Below are 17105 nucleotides of genomic sequence, written 5' to 3'. Positions count from 1 at the left end.
AACAAGCAAGTACCTTTGCGATTAAAGGAATCATGATGGCTGAAGAAACAAGTTTAGAAATTGAAGAAACCGGTAAAAGCAAAAAGAAACTAATAATAATCATAGTAGCTGTACTACTTATTGTAGGCGGTGCTGCAGGTTACTTTTTTATGTCGGGTTCGGATGCGCCAGTTGAAACCTTAGATGAAGAGACTGCGATGTCAGCAGATGCTCCTTCTGCTGCAGTTGGTGATTCAGCTGAAATAGGCAGTGCTTTATATGTGTCAATGCCACGCCCATTTGTATTTAACGTGCCCGGTTCAAGTCGCGACAGAATTGTGCAAATTAAAGTACAGTTACTAGTGCGTGGCGAAGTAAATGAAGAAACAGCCAAAAAACACATTCCACTAATAGAAGGGACGCTACTAAGCGTGTTTTCTACTACAACTGCTGATGAGTTAAGTACGAGCTCTGGTAAAGAAACACTTCGTTTTTCTGCACTTGAAAAGGTACAAAAAGCCTTAATGGATGTTGAAGGCAGCAAAGTAATTGAGCGGGTATTGTTTACCGGCTTTGTGATGCAATAAGGGGTTAGCGTGAGCGATTTATTATCCCAAGACGAAATTGATGCGCTATTACATGGCGTTGATGACGTTGAAGAGGAAGATATACACGAAGGTGAAGATGGCGGGGGAAGTACGCTTCAGTACGATTTTTCTTCGCAAGATCGGATCGTGCGTGGTCGTATGCCGACGCTGGAAATTGTTAATGAACGCTTTGCTCGTCACATGCGAATTAGCCTATTTAACATGATGCGCCGCACCGCAGAGGTGTCTATTAACGGCGTGCAAATGATTAAGTTTGGCGAGTATATTCATACTTTATTTGTTCCAACCAGTTTAAATATGGTGCGTTTTAGACCTTTAAAAGGCACTGGCCTGATTACCATGGAAGCACGACTTGTGTTTATATTGGTAGATAACTTTTTTGGTGGTGACGGGCGTTATCATGCAAAAATAGAAGGCCGAGAATTTACTCCAACAGAGCGCCGAATTGTACAAATGCTCCTTAAAATAATCTTTGAAGATTATAAAGAAGCTTGGGCACCGGTTATGGATGTATCGTTTGAATACCTCGATTCTGAAGTAAATCCAGCTATGGCTAATATTGTAAGCCCAACTGAGGTTGTGGTTATTAGTTCTTTCCATATTGAGCTCGATGGCGGCGGTGGCGATTTTCATATTGCACTTCCGTATTCAATGCTTGAGCCAATTCGAGAGCTGTTAGATGCGGGTGTTCAGTCTGATACTGAAGATACTGATTTACGTTGGAGCAAAGCGCTTCGCGATGAAATAATGGATGTAGAGGTTGAAATATCAACTCAGTTACTTGAAGTTGATTTAACCTTAAAACAAATTATGGAACTCAAAGCCGGTGATATTATTCCGGTTGAAATGCCTGAGCATATAACCGTGTTTGTTGAAGAACTACCTACATTTAGAGCCAAAATGGGTCGCTCTCGCGATAATGTTGCGCTTCAAATTAGTGAAAAAATTAAACGACCTGATTCAGTTAAATCTGAGCTGCATGTATTTACCAAAGGCGGCAAGAAAATTGACTCAGATGCAGAATTAGCAGAACTAGAAGATGATTTACACCTCTCTGACGGTGTAGACTTAGACTGGTAATTGATTAAAAGGTTAAAAGTATGAGCGATGATCAAGACACAATGGATGAATGGGCAGCAGCATTAGCAGAAGCCGAAGCTCCAGATGATAGTAGCGAAGCACATGTTGCAGAGCTTGATGAGTTAAGTGATTCAAAACACGAAATGAGTGGCGATGAAAAACGAAAACTCGACACTATTTTAGATATCCCCGTTACTATTTCAATGGAAGTAGGACGCTCTAAAATTAATATTCGTAACTTATTGCAACTTAACCAAGGCTCTGTTGTTGAGCTTGACCGTGTTGCGGGCGAGCCGCTAGACGTGTTAGTTAATGGTACTTTGATAGCCCATGGTGAAGTAGTTGTAGTAAACGACAAGTTTGGTATTCGCTTAACTGACGTGATAAGCCAAGTAGAGCGGATCAAAAAACTACGATGAGCTTATTAGTTGCTTTAACGAGTTCCGTTTTTTCAAAAGCAGATGTGGCAACACCCACTGGAGATATACTCTCTATGGTGCTGTCGCTTGTAATGGTGCTAGTACTGATTATTGTGCTGGCATTTTTTGTTAAAAAGCTTAATCCAAATTTAGCAAACAGCGATGAATTTAAAGTAGTCAGAAGTCTACCTTTGGGTTCTCGCGAGCGTTTAATGGTTGTAGAGATAGATAATACTCAGCATTTACTTGGTGTAACTCCCCACAGTATTAATTACTTACACAAGTTAGAAACCCCATTAAGTGAAAAAGAACTACCTGAACTCGCTAAACGATTTGGTAAACTTTTAAACCCGCAATCAAACCAAAATAAAAAGAATTAAACCTATGACAAAGTGGCTGCTTATTATTTTTGCCATGGTGTTTGTACCAAGTGTAAGCGCAGAAGGAATTGATGCGCTTACTATTACAACAAACGCTGATGGCACACAGGATTACTCAGTAACGTTACAAGTTTTAGCAATTATGACGGCGCTGAGTTTTATACCGGCTGCCATAATTATGATGACTTCCTTTACACGAATAATTGTTGTACTCGCCATTTTGCGCCAAGCAATTGGTTTGCAGCAAACACCGTCAAATCAAGTGTTATTAGGTATGTCGCTTTTTCTAAGTATTTTTATAATGTCGCCTATTTATCAGCAGGTAAACGAGCGAGCTATAGAGCCTTACTTAAATGAGCAGGTTACTTCAGTACAGGCATTAGAGCTTGCTAAAGAGCCAATGAAAGCCTTTATGCTTTCACAAGTGCGTTTAAAAGATTTAGAAACGTTTGCTAAAATTGCCGGTTATGATCAGCTAGATTCGCCACAAGACACACCGTTAATAGTGCTTATACCCGCCTTTGTAACCAGCGAATTGCAAACCGCATTTATAATAGGGTTTATGTTTTTTATCCCATTTTTAATTGTTGATTTAGTGGTCGCCTCGGTATTAATGGCGATGGGTATGATGATGCTTTCACCCATGATTGTGTCCTTACCGTTTAAAATTATGTTATTTGTACTTGTAGACGGCTGGAGCTTAGTGATGGGGACTCTAGCCAAAAGCTTTGGTTTAGGGACTTAGTATGCAAAGCATTAACATGACCCAACAATAGGAGTACAACATGGAACCGGAAATTTTTGTTGATATCCTAAGTGACGCTCTTTTTTTAGTTATTAAGCTGGTGTCTGCAATTGTAGTCCCAGGCTTAATTATTGGTTTAGTTGTGGCTGTGTTTCAGGCCGCAACGTCTATCAATGAACAAACATTGAGCTTTTTACCTCGTTTATTAATTACCATTAGTGCGCTTATTGTGGGTGGGCATTGGCTTACTCAAGAGCTAATGGACTTTTTTACTCGCCTAGTATTACTTATTCCTGAAATTGCAGGTTAAACGTGGAATACCCCTTTGCTGTCGTTATTCAATGGTTGAGCGATTTTTTGTTGCCGCTGGTACGCATTAGCTCAATGATTATGATTATGGCTGGTTTGGGGGCTAAAAATGTTCCTACACGTATAAAAATGGGTTTATCGGTTGTTGTAACTTTTGTTGTAGTTCCTGTTCTGCCCCCAGCTACATTCACTAATTTATTTTCGTTTGAGATGATTTTAGTCGTTATTCAACAAATGCTGATTGGTGTTGCTATTGGTTTTGCATCTATACTTTTATTAAATACTTTTGTGTTAGCAGGGCAAATACTCGCGATGCAAACCGGTTTAGGTTTTGCTTCGGTTATTGACCCTTCTAATGGTGCGAGTGTGCCTGCTGTGGGCCAGTTTTTCCTTATTTTGGCCACCCTATTATTTTTTGCTTTTAACGGTCATTTAATGATGATTCAAATGGTGGTGCATAGTTTTCAAGTGCTACCCATTGATGGCACATGGTGGTCTGTAGATCATTACTGGGACATAGTGACCTGGGGTGGCTGGATGTTTACTACAGCACTGGTACTCTCACTTGCACCGCTTACCGCGATGCTAGTTATTAATATGTCGTTTGGTATTATGACGCGTGCAGCACCGCAATTAAATATTTTCTCTATTGGTTTTCCTTTTACCTTGGTAGCGGGACTTATTATTATTTGGGCGACACTAGGTAACTTTGTTACTCAGTTTGAGTTTCAATGGTTAAAAATGGTTGAGCTAATGTGTACTTTAGTTGGTTGTTCACCTTAGGAGAAAGTCATGTCTGAAGACTCAGGACAAGAAAAAACAGAAGAACCCACATCCAAAAAACTTGAAGAATCTAAAAAGAAAGGCCAAATAGCGCGCTCAAAAGAGCTAGGTACCATGTTTGTACTTATTTTTTCGGCTATATCGCTTTTGATGTATGGGCCAGAAATTGGCAAAGGTTTATACAATGTAATGGGCCGAACCCTTAGCTTAAATCGCAACGAAGCCTTTGATACTACTAAAATGTTTGCCGTATGGGGAGAGGTTGCAGACGCTTTAATGTTTCCTATGGCTATGTTTGTATTAATTATAGTTTTGGCTGCATTTATTGGTAATACGTTACTAGGTGGTTTTAATTTTAGCTGGGAAGCCGCTGCACCTAAAGCAAGTAAAATGTCGCCAATGAAAGGCTTTAAACGTATGTTTGGCCCGCAAGCGGCTATTGAGCTTGTAAAGTCACTTTTAAAATTTGGTTTGGTTGCAAGTTTTGCTATATTTTTAATTAATACCTATTTTGATGAAATACTGCATTTAAGTTTAGAAAGTGCACCAGGTAATATTATTCATGCCTTAGAGATTTTAGGCTGGATGTTTTTAGGCCTTTCATGCACTTTAATTATTATTGCGGCTATTGATGCACCATTTCAAAGTTATAACCATAACAAACAACTTAAAATGACAATGCAAGAGATTAAAGATGAGTATAAAAACTCTGAAGGTGACCCACAAATAAAAGCGCGTATTAGGCAAACACAAAGGCAAATGTCGCAAAATCGTATGATGCAAGATGTCCCTGACGCTGATGTTATTGTTACCAACCCAACTCACTACTCTGTAGCATTGAAATACGATACAGAGCGCGCAGGTGCGCCCATAGTACTTGCTAAAGGTATTGATGAAATGGCGATGCAAATTAGAAAAGTAGCAATAGGGAACGAAGTACCTATTTTAGAATCCCCTATGCTGACCCGAGCGCTTTACCATACGGCTGAAGTAGGAGAGCAAATACCCGATCAGCTATTTACTGCTGTAGCGCAAGTTTTAGCGTATGTATTTCAGCTTAAGCGCTTTAATAAAGGGCGCGGTAAACGTCCAACTAAGCTCAATAACAAGCTCCCAATCCCCGATGCCTACAAGTATTAAACCGTTAACTTAGTAACTTGGAATAGTTATTGCTAATTCTACGTAGTGTCAATTTTTTGAAATTGTAGAATTATGAGTTTTAAAGCGGTATTACAACAACTTAACAGAGACAAAAAAGACTATGCCAAAGGGGTAGGTACTCCTTTGCTTGTGCTTGCTGCCTTGGGAATGGTGATTTTACCGTTACCGCCATTTTTACTCGATATTCTTTTCTCGTTTAATATTGCCCTCGCACTAGTGGTTTTACTCGTGACTGTTTACACGATGAAGCCGGTTGAGTTTGGTATATTCCCCTCTGTATTACTAATCGCTACGATTATGCGCTTAGCGCTTAATGTTGCCAGCACTCGAGTTGTATTACTTGAAGGTCATAATGGTGGTGATTCTGCCGGTAAAGTAATTGAAGCGTTTGGCTCAGTTGTTATTGGTGGTAACTACGCTGTTGGTTTAGTCGTATTCTTAATTCTGATCATTATTAACTTTGTGGTAATTACTAAAGGTGCTGGGCGTATTTCTGAGGTATCTGCACGTTTCACCCTTGATGCAATGCCGGGTAAACAAATGGCAATTGACGCCGATTTAAACGCTGGTTTTATCAGTGCTGAGCAAGCGCGTGATCGCCGCGAGGAAGTAACTCGCGAAGCTGATTTTTACGGCTCAATGGATGGTGCGAGTAAATTTGTAAAAGGCGATGCCATTGCAGGTATTGTTATATTAATCATCAATATTGTTGGTGGTTTATTTGTCGGTATGATTCAACATAATTTGAGTTTTGGCAACGCAATGGAAGTATATACATTACTTACCATTGGTGATGGTTTAGTTGCTCAACTCCCTTCTTTACTGCTTTCAATTGGTACCGCGATTGTTGTAACACGTCAAAATGAGTCGCTCAATATGGGTGACCAATTTAAGAAACAACTAGGTAACGAAAAATCACTCTTTATTGCTTCAGGTATTTTGATCATCATGGGTTTAGTGCCTGGTATGCCGCATTTTGCTTTTTTAAGTTTAGGTGCGTTACTGGGTTATTTAGCTTACTACACACAGCAAACTAAGTTAAAAGCCGCTGCAGCAGAGGCCGAAGAAGCCGCCAGTGGCGGAAGCGCTGCAACAGGTATTGCCAATAAACAAGAGCAAAAAGAACTTGGTTGGGATGATGTTCAACAGGTTGACGTAATTGGCCTAGAAGTAGGTTACAGATTAATTCCGTTGGTAGATCAATCTCAAGGTGGTGAGCTACTTAATCGTATTAAAGGTGTACGTAAAAAGCTTTCTCAAGAACTTGGTTTTTTAGTACCACCTGTTCATATTCGCGATAATTTAGAGCTTGACCCTAATGCTTACAGAATAACGCTAATGGGTGTTTCAACCGGTGAAAGCGAACTTAAACATGGCGACGAGCTAGCAATTAACCCAGGGCAAGTATTTGGCCCAATTAAAGGGGTTGAAACCAAAGATCCTGCGTTTGGCCTTGATGCAGTATGGATCAAGCCTGATCAAAAAGATGAAGCGCAATCACTAGGTTATACCGTTGTAGATTCAGCAACTGTAGTTGCCACTCATATTAGCCAGTTATTAACTAACAGTGCGGCGTTGTTACTAGGGCATGAAGAAGTTCAAAACCTGCTTGATATGCTTGCTAAAAGCCATCCTCGCTTAGTAGAAGGACTAGTACCTGACGTGTTGCCATTAACTGCAATTGTAAAAGTACTGCAAAATTTATTGAATGAAGGTGTAGCTATTCGCGATATGCGCTCAATTGTTCAAACCCTTGTTGAGTATGGCCCGCGTAGCCAAGACCCTGATGTATTAACGGCTGCAGTGCGTATTTCTCTGCGTAGGTTAATTGTTCAAGATGCGGTTGGTATGTCATCAGAAATCCCTGTCATAACCTTGGCACCTGAGTTGGAACAGATGTTGCATCAGTCATTACAAAATGCAGGTGATGAAGGTGCCGGTATTGAGCCTGGACTTGCAGAGCGACTTCAAGTGTCATTGACACAAGCGCATCAAAATCAAGAAATGGCCGGTGAACCTTCTATATTGCTAACGTCAGGAATGTTACGCACTGTGTTATCTCGTTTTGTTAAGTACACCATTCCAGGATTGAGAGTGATGTCTTATCAAGAGGTACCAGACGAAAGACAGATCAAGATTGTTAGCTCTGTAGGCCAACAATAAGATTTTAACAGGGGTTGAATCATGAAAATTAAACGTTTTTTTGCTAAAGATATGCGCACAGCACTTAAAGAAGTTAAAGATGAGCTAGGTGTTGATGCGGTTATTATGTCAAATAAGAAGCTGGCTAACGGTGTAGAAATTGTAGCGGCAGTTGATTATGACAAAGCAGCCCCTAAAGTAGCAGCGCAACCACAACGTACTGCAGAGCCGCGTGCTCAAGCACCACAGCAAAGTATGCATAATTTTGTAAAACCAGAGCCTCAGCGTGCCAAACCAGAGCCGCAAGCAAAAGTGGCTGACAGCCTACAGGCTTTATTAGAGCGCCAATCACCGCGTCCTCGCTCCCCTGAACTTGCATCAATGTTTTCACAATCTGGTATTGATACTACCGATAACTATCAAGAACCAGTTATGGAACAGCGTACTAAAAATATGTTTGCTCCTGAAAATGCAGCGCCAGTTCGTCCACAAACTCAAGCGGATAGCTTGGGTTTTGATGATTTAGACAGCGACTTTGATGATTTAGATAGTCCAGTAACTGCTCGCCAACAAACACCCAATAATGAAAGCGAAGAAATGACAACAATGCGTGAAGAAATGAACGCAATTCGTCAATTACTTGAGCATCAAGTATCAGGCTTAATGCAGCAAGATATGGCGCGTCGCGATCCAACACGCGCTTGCATGGTTGACCGCTTAGTCGGTATGGGTATTGATAAAGAAGTAGCGCAACAAATGGCATGTTTTGTACCTGATGATGTATCTCGTAAGCAAGGCTGGAAAGCGTTGTTAACGATGGTCGAAGATCAAATGCAAACAACCAATAATGAAATACTTCGCCAAGGTGGTGTATATGCGTTAGTGGGTCCAACAGGTGTTGGTAAAACAACAACAGTTGCTAAGCTTGCAGCGTTAGGTGCACAAAAATATGGCGCTGATAAAGTGGCCTTAATAACCACTGATACATACAGAATTGGTGCTTATGAACAGCTTGCTACTTACGGCCGTATTATTGGTTGTGGTGTAAAGCAAGTTAAAGATGCTAATGAATTAGCTGAAGTTTTATATCATTTACGAAATAAACGTCTAGTATTAATTGATACAGCAGGTATGAGTCAGCGAGATTTACGTTTGACTGAGCAGTTAAACACGTTAATGCGTAACCAACGTGTGGATATTCGCAGCTACTTAGTACTAAGCGCGACGGCACAAATTAATGTATTACAAGAAACAGTACGTCACTTTAAAAAAGTACAGTTAAGTGGTTGTATTTTCACTAAGTTAGATGAATCATTAAGTTTGGGTGAGATTATTAGTATTGCGATTCAAAATCGCCTTCCAATAGGGTATCTTACTAACGGTCAACGAGTGCCAGAAGATATTCGTGTTGCAAATGCTGAGAAACTAGTGAAAAAGGCTGAGCAGTTATATTTAAAAAGAACAAAAGCACAACATTCAAGGCACCAAGCAGTGGCGCCAAGTACAGTAGGGATGTATGATTAACACAGTATTAGATCAAGCAAGCGGCCTGCGCAAAATGAGTCAAAACAATAACAACGGCGTAAAAGTTATCGCTGTAACCGGTGGTAAAGGTGGGGTAGGGAAAACAAATGTTTCTCTAAATACCGCTATTGCACTAGGGCAACAAGGTAATAGAGTATTAGTGCTGGATGCTGACTTAGGTTTAGCAAACTGTGATGTGATGCTTGGTTTACGTGTAGAGCGCAATTTATCACACGTTTTGTCAGGTGAATGTGAGCTTGACGAGATTTTAGTTGAAGGCCCTGCTGGTATTAAAATTGTACCCGCTACATCGGGCTCGCAAAGTATGGTTGAACTATCGCCATCTGAGCATGCCGGGCTAATTCGTGCATTTAGCGAATTGAATACCGAATTTGATATTTTAATTGTAGATACAGCCGCTGGTATTTCAGACATGGTGCTAAGCTTCTCACGAGCAGCACAAGATGTAATGGTTGTAGTGTGCGATGAACCAACATCAATAACCGATGCTTACGCACTTATTAAAGTATTAAGCCGCGAGCACGGTGTTTATAAGTTCAAAATTGTTGCCAATATGGTCCGCAGTATGCGTGAAGGCACTGAATTGTTTGCAAAACTATCTAAAGTTACCGATCGCTTTTTAGATGTTTCAATGGAGCTAGTAGCAACGGTTCCTTATGACGAAAATATGCGCAAAGCAACACGTCGCCAAAAGGTGATTGTTGAGCTCTTTCCAAGTTCGCCAGCCGCTCTCGCGTTTAAAGCGCTGGCGACAAAAGCAGTTAAATGGCCAATACCAAATCAACCATCTGGGCATTTAGAGTTTTTCATTGAGAAACTAGTAAACGGCTAATTATGACAACATTGGTGAATAGAGCTATGGGATATCAATCAACACAAAACTTAAATGTGATTGTTGAGAAACATGCATCACTTGTTAAAAAAGTGGCATGTCATCTAATTGCTCGATTACCACCTAGCGTTCAGCTTGATGATTTAATTCAATCAGGAATGATAGGTTTAATAGAAGCTTCAAAAAACTTTGATGCAACAAAAGGCGCAAGCTTTGAAACCTTTGCCGGTATTCGTATTCGCGGGGCTATGCTTGATGAAATGCGCCGTGGTGATTGGGCTCCTCGTTCAGTACACCGTAAAAGCCGACAAGTTGCAGAGGCAATTACTGGGCTCGAAAGCAGTCTGAATCGCGAACCAACAGATACAGAAGTTGCTGAAAAACTTGAAATTTCACTCAATGAGTACCATCATATTTTGAATGATGTTAATACCAGTAAAGTATTAGGCATAGAAGACCTTGGTGTAGATGAGGATGTTATTACTCCCGTAGGCCAAGATTTAGCGCTAGACAAACCTTTTAATAATGTTAAAAATGATCGGTTTAATGAGTCTTTGCTAAATGCAATAAAGTCATTACCAGAGCGTGATGCGATGGTACTTTCTTTATACTATAACGATGAAATGAATTTAAAAGAAATAGGACATATACTCGATGTAAGCGAATCGCGTGTAAGTCAGATACATGGTCAGGCGATGATTAAGCTTAAAGCTAAAATCAATGACTGGATAAACTAGTAGTAAGTAAACTAAGGTTAATACCTCACTGGGGGATGTTTTGGATAAAAACATGAAAATTCTTGTAGTTGATGATTTTTCAACGATGAGACGAATTATAAAAAACCTATTACGTGACTTAGGTTTCACTAATGTTCAAGAAGCTGATGACGGGTCTACAGCTTTGCCTATGTTACAAAATCAAGTGTTTGATTTTGTGGTTACAGATTGGAATATGCCGGGAATGCAAGGTATTGACCTTTTAAGAGCAATTCGTGCAGATGATAAGTTAAAACATATCCCTGTACTGATGGTAACGGCAGAAGCTAAAAAAGAACAAATAATAGCTGCAGCGCAAGCTGGCGTTAATGGTTATATTGTTAAGCCATTTACGGCTGGAACATTAAAAACTAAATTAGAAAAAGTATTTGAACGCTTAGGCTAATGATGGGGGAGAGGCTTATGTCAGCACCAGCTGCGCCTCAAATAACGTTAGAACAAGCTCGTCAACTCGTCATTTATTTAGAAAACGATGAGCAAGATAAAGCTAATCAGTTGATTTTAGAGACAGCTTCGCAAGAGCAGTCTAAATTATTTGCTGAAGTTGGGAAGTTGACTCGTCAACTGCACGAAGCACTTAAAAGCTTTGAGCTTGATACTCGCTTAACTAACATAACGACAGATGCGATTCCAGATGCTAAAAAGCGGCTTAATTATGTTATAGAAATGACAGAAAATGCGGCTAATAAAACAATGGATGCTGTTGAGGCTAGTTTACCTATAGCTCAGCAACTTGCAGATGAAATATCTCATATCAAACCGACATGGGATCGTTTAATGAGCCGGGAGATTGAGCTTGGTGAGTTTAAACAACTTTGCCATAGTATCGATAAGTTTATGAATAACTCTCATCATAAAACGGATGAGCTTCAAAGCTTAATGACAAATGTACTAATGGCTCAAGACTATCAAGACTTAACAGGTCAAGTTATTCGCCGTGTTATAGAACTTGTTAGAGAAGTAGAAGAAAGCTTACTTCATCTTTTAACAGCGTTTGCTGAACAAGATGACAGTGACAACACAGCGAATAAAGTAGAACAACAAAAAATAAAAGAACCAGTTGCCACACAAACTTTAGCAGGTCCTGAAGGCCCTATTATTGATAAAGAATCGCGTAATGATGTTGTGTCTGATCAAGATGAAGTCGATGATCTTTTATCAAGTTTGGGCTTCTAAGAGGAGAGTAACTGCATGTTTGAAGTCGATGAAGATATTTTACAAGACTTTCTTGTAGAGGCAGGAGAAATCCTAGAGCTTTTATCTGAACAGTTAGTTGAACTGGAAAATAATCCAGAAGATACCGAGTTACTAAATGCCATATTCAGAGGCTTTCACACTGTAAAAGGTGGTGCAGGCTTTTTAGCTATGACAGAACTTGTTGATGCTTGCCACGGCGCTGAAAACGTATTTGATTTACTACGTCAAGGCGTGCGAACGGTCAATTCAGAGTTAATGGATGTTATTTTACAAGCGCTCGACACCATTAATGAAATGTTCGCGACTATCCAAAATAGGGATAAGCCAGAACCAGCAGATCCTGAGTTACTTCAAACCCTCCACATTTTGGGCCTACCTCCAACAGAAGCCGAGCTTAACGGAGTCGCTTCAGAAACTGACGTTGAACAACCTCTTGATGAAGTAGTTGATACGCCAATAGCTGATGAGGAAGATCCATTTGCATTTGATGAAATGTTTAGCGGAACTCCTTCGGTTAGTGATGCTGAAATAAACGAAATCACTGAAGATGAATTTGAAAACTTACTTGATGAACTACACGGTAAAGGACAAGGTCCTGCAGTTGAAAAGCCAGTAGCAAGTAGTAGTGATTTTAATGGTGATATTACTGATGATGAATTTGACAGCTTATTAGACGAGTTACATGGAGTTGGCAGTTTTGGTGAGGTTGCGAGTAAAGCACCTGAGCAAAGTAGTGCAGTTAAAGCACCTGTAGAACCAGCTAAACCAGCGTCAAATACTGCTAATTCATCAGATGATGAAATTAGTGATGATGAGTTTGAAGCGCTTCTTGATGAACTTCATGGTAAAGGCACTGCACCTAAATCAATAGAAAGCACTCCTGCTGTGAAACAGCCCAATATTCCAGCTAAACCAGCTGCAAAAGCGAGTGTGCCTGTAAAAAAACCAGAACCTGTAAAAGCACCCGTTTCTAAACCGGTAGAAAAACCGGTTGCTAAAGCAGCGCCAGCAACGCCTAAAAAATCAGCGCCACCAGCAGCAGAGACGACAGTTCGCGTAGATACAAAACGACTTGACCAAATTATGAATATGGTTGGTGAGTTAGTACTTGTGCGAAATCGTTTGGTTAGTTTAGCGACCAACTCAGACAGTGAAGCAATGGGTAAAGCAATCTCTAACTTAGATGTAGTGACTGCTGATATTCAAGGCGCGGTTATGCAAACACGAATGCAACCAATTAAAAAGGTATTTGGTCGTTTCCCTCGCGTAGTACGCGATTTAGCACGCAGCTTAAACAAAGACATTGACTTACAACTTGTAGGTGAAGAAACCGATTTAGATAAAAACTTAGTGGAAGCACTAGCCGATCCGCTTGTGCATTTAGTTCGAAACTCAGTTGACCACGGTATTGAAATGCCAGCTGTTCGTGAGGCTGCAGGTAAACCTAGAACAGGTAATGTTACTTTATCTGCGTCTCAGGAAGGCGACCATATTTTGTTGACCATTAAAGATGATGGCGCTGGTATGGATGCTGAGAAACTGAAAAAAATAGCAATTAGTAAAGGCGTACTCGACCACGATCAAGCGAGTCGACTTTCTGACACTGAAGCATACAACCTCATTTTTGCACCTGGCTTTTCTACAAAAGAAGAGATATCTGATATTTCAGGTCGTGGTGTTGGAATGGATGTGGTGAAAACTAAAATCACCCAATTAAACGGCTCTGTAAGTATTCAATCTGAGTTAGGCGTAGGTACCATTTTAGAGATAAAAGTACCACTTACCTTAGCTATATTACCGACCTTAATGGTAATTGTTGGCGCACAAACATTTGCGTTACCACTTGCTGGTGTTAGTGAAATATTCAACTTAGATTTAACGAAAACAAATGTGGTTGATGGGCAATTAACAATTATTGTGCGTAAAAAGGCAATACCGTTATTCTACCTCGAGCACTGGTTAGTTAAAGGCTCGGATCGTTCACAGCGAAAAGCAAAAGGCCATGTAGTTATTGTGCAAATTGGTACGCAGCAAATTGGTTTTGTTGTTGACTCATTAATTGGCCAAGAAGAAGTAGTGATTAAGCCGCTTGATGCGTTACTTCAAGGAACACCAGGTATGGCAGGTGCTACAATAACTTCGGATGGTGGCATTGCACTGATTTTAGACGTTCCAAACATGTTAAAACATTACGCAGGCTAATAATAAAGTAGGTATATATTTAATATATACCTACGCATAAATTTAATAAGAGAGCTAAATGGCCGTTAAAGTTTTAGTTGTTGATGATTCAAGCTTTTTTCGCCGCAGAGTAAGCGAAATTCTTGAGCAAGATAGCGACATACAAGTTATAGGCTTTGCTGTGAATGGCAGAGAAGCTGTTGAAAAAGCAGCTCAGCTACGTCCAGATATGATCACTATGGATGTCGAAATGCCTGTGCTTGATGGTATTAGCGCAGTTAAAGAGATAATGGCGAGTAATCCAACGCCTATCTTAATGTTTTCATCACTAACACGTGATGGCGCAACAGCAACGTTTGATGCGCTAGATGCTGGAGCAATGGATTTTTTACCGAAAAAATTTGAAGACATCGCTCGCAATAATGAAGACGCTATAAAGCTTTTACAAAATAAAGTGAAAGATATAGGGCGAAGACGTTTACCGCGAACGTTTAAAGCTGCAACACCACCTAAGCCAGTAATATCAACTAAACCGATAACAAGCTCACTTTCGCAAAGAACAAACACACTAACGCCTTCGATAAAACAACCCGATAGAAGCTTTCAAAGAGCAGCCCCTACAACATCGTCAGGTTCAAATATTGCCTCAATGCGAGCAAGTGGAAAGCAATACCAGCTTGTGGCTATTGGCACTTCTACAGGTGGCCCTGTTGCACTACAAACTATACTGACTCAATTGCCAGCTAATTTCCCTCACCCTATTTTGCTTATTCAGCATATGCCTGCGGCTTTTACACCTGCTTTCGCAGCACGCTTAAATGGTCTGTGCCAAATAAAAGTGAAAGAAGCGCAACAAGGTGACCGCTTACAACCAGGAACGGCTTATCTAGCGCCTGGCGGACAGCAGATGATGGTAGAAGGGCGTGGTGCAAATAGAACACTGCGCGTATTTGAAGATCATAGCGAGAGAATAAGTTATAAACCGAGTGTAGATGTAACGTTTGCCAGTGCAGCAAAAACGTATCAAGGCGATGTGCTTGCTATTGTTTTAACAGGCATGGGTGCTGATGGACGTGACGGTGCAAGAATGTTAAAGCAAACGGGTGCAACTATTTGGGCACAGGATGAGAAAAGCTGTGTTGTTTATGGAATGCCTCAAGCCATTGCTAATGCGGGGCTTTCGAGTGAAAGCTTAGCATTAAGCGATGTTGCAGCACGTATCAAGAGAGAGGTAGGTTGTGGATAAACTCTCAATATTTGGACTATTTGTAGCACTGGGTGCAATAGGTCTAGGTTACTCTTTAGAAGGCGGCGTTGTTTCTGCTTTATTTAATGGTCCTGCCCTTATTATTGTATTAGGCGGCACGCTTGGCGCTGTTATGTTACAAACATCAGCAAGTACCTTTAAAAAAATGCTAAATATGAGCTCTTGGGTTTTTGTTGCGCCACAATATGATATTGAAGATGCAATAGAACAAGTTAAGCGATGGTCTCATAAGGCACGTCAAGAAGGTTACTTAGCGCTTGAAAACGAAGCGCTAGCTCACCCAGATGCATATGCAGCAAAAGGTTTAAGCTTGCTTGTAGATGGCTGCTCAGAGCAAAAACTACGTGACACGCTTGAAATTGATTTACTGCTAGAACGCGATCGCTTGCTTGAAGCCGCACGTGTTTATGAAGCGATGGGGGGCTACAGTCCTACCATTGGTATTTTAGGTGCTGTGCTTGGTTTAATACAGGCAATGTCGTTTATTACCGATCCACAAATGCTTGGTGCAGGCGTTGCAACGGCATTTATTGCGACCATTTATGGTGTTGGTTTAGCTAATTTATTGTTTTTACCTATGGCAAATAAGTTAAAACAGCGTGTAGAGCAAAAAATGCTTTACCATGAAATGCTTGCCGAAGGTGTGATTGCAATAAGCGTTGGTGAAAGCCCAGTAAATATAGAATTAAAGCTTGAAGCCTATCGTGTAGAGCGTCCTAATTTAGTGGACGAATAACATGCTACGCCGACGACTTCGTCACTCTGCTCCTAAAAGTCAACATACAGAGCGTTGGCTTGTATCGTATGCCGATTACATGACCATTATGTTTGCTTTTTTTGTGGTGCTGTATGCGATAGCGATTAACAAAGAAGAACAATTTCAAATATTGTCAGACTCCCTTGAACACGTTTTTGATAAATCTGCCCGCCAGCACTCCCAGCAAGGTGAGGGCGTCAATGGTAATGGAATATTGACTGATAGAGTGACACCTGAACAAGAAGTTCTTTATGGTGAAAGTATTTTAAAAGAAGAACAAGGTCCAGAGTTACTCGACGGTCAAAGTGATACAAGTAACATACAACAAAAATATTTAGGAAAACCACTTGATAGCTTACTTACTAAGCTGCAGTCAGCGCTTATTGATGAAATTCGTGATGGAGAAGCCAGTTTAGAGCTTAATCAAGATTGGCTGATTATAGAGCTAAGCTCAGGTATGTTATTTTCAAGTGGTAGCTCAGTTGCACATTCTAGGGCAAAACAAGTCGTCAAAATTGTTAAAGATATTATTGCTCCAGTAGATAACTATATTAGGGTGCGTGGCTATACTGATGATGAAAGTATTCGCAATGAAATATTTCGCTCAAATTGGGAACTCTCGGTTGCTAGAGCAACATCTATTTTAGTAGAGTTGGAAGCATTAGGTATTAATTCTGCCAGAATGGCGATAGAAGGTTATGGTCAATATTCACCTTTTGTAAGTAACGATACAGAACAAGGGCGAGCAGAAAATCGTAAAGTTGTTATTGCACTTTCTAAGTATGGTTTACCGCCAATACAAGACATTAAAGGTGATGAACAGGCCGTCAAGCCAGTAGTGGCAGAGCCTGAAATTGAGCTCCCTTCAGATGACGATACAATAAAAATAATTCGTTTGCCTCATGGTGGTATTCGCATAACAACGCGCAATGAACAGTAATTAG

18 protein-coding genes are annotated in these 17105 nt (G+C 40.5%); all 18 read left to right on the top strand.

Annotated features, from left to right (window positions below; all coding sequences use genetic code 11):
• Positions 1–35 precede the first annotated feature (35 nt).
• The 18 genes from fliL (at position 36) to I6F43_RS03265 (ending at position 17101) form a co-directional block, all read left to right on the top strand.
• On the top strand, positions 36–566 hold the full coding sequence (fliL, locus tag I6F43_RS03350) for a flagellar basal body-associated protein FliL (protein WP_007585800.1): 531 nt from the start codon (positions 36–38) through the stop codon (positions 564–566).
• A gap of 9 nt (positions 567–575) precedes the next feature.
• Positions 576–1667 (top strand): flagellar motor switch protein FliM, encoded by a 1092-nt coding sequence (gene fliM / locus I6F43_RS03345; protein ID WP_007585802.1) that lies wholly within the window; start codon positions 576–578, stop codon positions 1665–1667.
• Positions 1668–1687: 20 nt separating this feature from the next.
• Positions 1688–2086, top strand: coding sequence for a flagellar motor switch protein FliN (gene fliN / locus I6F43_RS03340; protein WP_007585803.1), 399 nt, complete (start codon positions 1688–1690; stop codon positions 2084–2086).
• Entirely contained in the window at positions 2083–2466 is a 384-nt protein-coding gene (fliO, locus tag I6F43_RS03335; protein ID WP_197100950.1) for a flagellar biosynthetic protein FliO, read from the top strand. Before fliN ends, fliO begins: the two co-directional genes overlap by 4 nt.
• Before the next feature lie 4 nt (positions 2467–2470).
• A complete protein-coding gene (gene fliP, locus I6F43_RS03330; RefSeq protein WP_007585804.1) occupies positions 2471–3211 on the top strand; it encodes a flagellar type III secretion system pore protein FliP in 741 nt (246 codons plus the stop codon).
• A 40-nt stretch (positions 3212–3251) separates the two neighbouring features.
• Positions 3252–3521 carry a flagellar biosynthesis protein FliQ gene (gene fliQ, locus I6F43_RS03325; protein WP_002959325.1) on the top strand — a complete coding sequence of 90 codons (270 nt, stop codon included), beginning with the start codon at positions 3252–3254 and terminating at the stop codon, positions 3519–3521.
• A 2-nt stretch (positions 3522–3523) separates the two neighbouring features.
• Complete coding sequence (gene fliR / locus I6F43_RS03320; RefSeq protein ID WP_007585805.1) at positions 3524–4303, top strand: flagellar biosynthetic protein FliR; 780 nt, start codon at positions 3524–3526, stop codon at positions 4301–4303.
• 9 nt (positions 4304–4312) lie between these two features.
• Positions 4313–5443: a flagellar biosynthesis protein FlhB gene (gene flhB, locus I6F43_RS03315; RefSeq protein ID WP_007585806.1), complete on the top strand. Its 1131-nt coding sequence runs from the start codon at positions 4313–4315 to the stop codon at positions 5441–5443.
• Between the two features lie 72 nt (positions 5444–5515).
• Positions 5516–7627, top strand: coding sequence for a flagellar biosynthesis protein FlhA (gene flhA, locus I6F43_RS03310; protein ID WP_010553901.1), 2112 nt, complete (start codon positions 5516–5518; stop codon positions 7625–7627).
• Positions 7628–7648: 21 nt separating this feature from the next.
• The gene (gene flhF, locus I6F43_RS03305; RefSeq protein WP_007585808.1) at positions 7649–9130 is read left to right on the top strand and encodes a flagellar biosynthesis protein FlhF; all 1482 of its coding nucleotides are present in this window, start codon (positions 7649–7651) and stop codon (positions 9128–9130) included.
• Positions 9123–9983, top strand: a complete 861-nt coding sequence (locus I6F43_RS03300; RefSeq protein WP_007585809.1) for a MinD/ParA family ATP-binding protein — start codon at positions 9123–9125, stop codon at positions 9981–9983. The genes flhF and I6F43_RS03300 overlap by 8 nt, the downstream gene beginning before the upstream one ends.
• Before the next feature lie 26 nt (positions 9984–10009).
• Positions 10010–10720 carry an RNA polymerase sigma factor FliA gene (locus I6F43_RS03295; RefSeq protein WP_007585810.1) on the top strand — a complete coding sequence of 237 codons (711 nt, stop codon included), beginning with the start codon at positions 10010–10012 and terminating at the stop codon, positions 10718–10720.
• Positions 10721–10760: 40 nt separating this feature from the next.
• A complete protein-coding gene (gene cheY, locus I6F43_RS03290; protein ID WP_008132609.1) occupies positions 10761–11144 on the top strand; it encodes a chemotaxis response regulator CheY in 384 nt (127 codons plus the stop codon).
• 17 nt (positions 11145–11161) lie between these two features.
• Positions 11162–11935 carry a protein phosphatase CheZ gene (locus tag I6F43_RS03285; protein WP_007585814.1) on the top strand — a complete coding sequence of 258 codons (774 nt, stop codon included), beginning with the start codon at positions 11162–11164 and terminating at the stop codon, positions 11933–11935.
• A gap of 15 nt (positions 11936–11950) precedes the next feature.
• Positions 11951–14158, top strand: a complete 2208-nt coding sequence (locus tag I6F43_RS03280; RefSeq protein ID WP_007585817.1) for a chemotaxis protein CheA — start codon at positions 11951–11953, stop codon at positions 14156–14158.
• A gap of 58 nt (positions 14159–14216) precedes the next feature.
• Positions 14217–15383: a protein-glutamate methylesterase/protein-glutamine glutaminase gene (locus tag I6F43_RS03275; RefSeq protein WP_165721592.1), complete on the top strand. Its 1167-nt coding sequence runs from the start codon at positions 14217–14219 to the stop codon at positions 15381–15383.
• Positions 15376–16140 (top strand): flagellar motor protein, encoded by a 765-nt coding sequence (locus tag I6F43_RS03270; protein WP_007585825.1) that lies wholly within the window; start codon positions 15376–15378, stop codon positions 16138–16140. Before I6F43_RS03275 ends, I6F43_RS03270 begins: the two co-directional genes overlap by 8 nt.
• Before the next feature lies 1 nt (position 16141).
• On the top strand, positions 16142–17101 hold the full coding sequence (locus I6F43_RS03265; RefSeq protein WP_121953962.1) for a flagellar motor protein MotB: 960 nt from the start codon (positions 16142–16144) through the stop codon (positions 17099–17101).
• Positions 17102–17105 lie beyond the last annotated feature (4 nt).

Source organism: Pseudoalteromonas sp. NZS71_1, from assembly GCF_015864305.1.
GTDB classification, from domain to species: domain Bacteria; phylum Pseudomonadota; class Gammaproteobacteria; order Enterobacterales; family Alteromonadaceae; genus Pseudoalteromonas; species Pseudoalteromonas arctica.
This window is presented reverse-complemented; position numbering and strand designations above follow the sequence as displayed.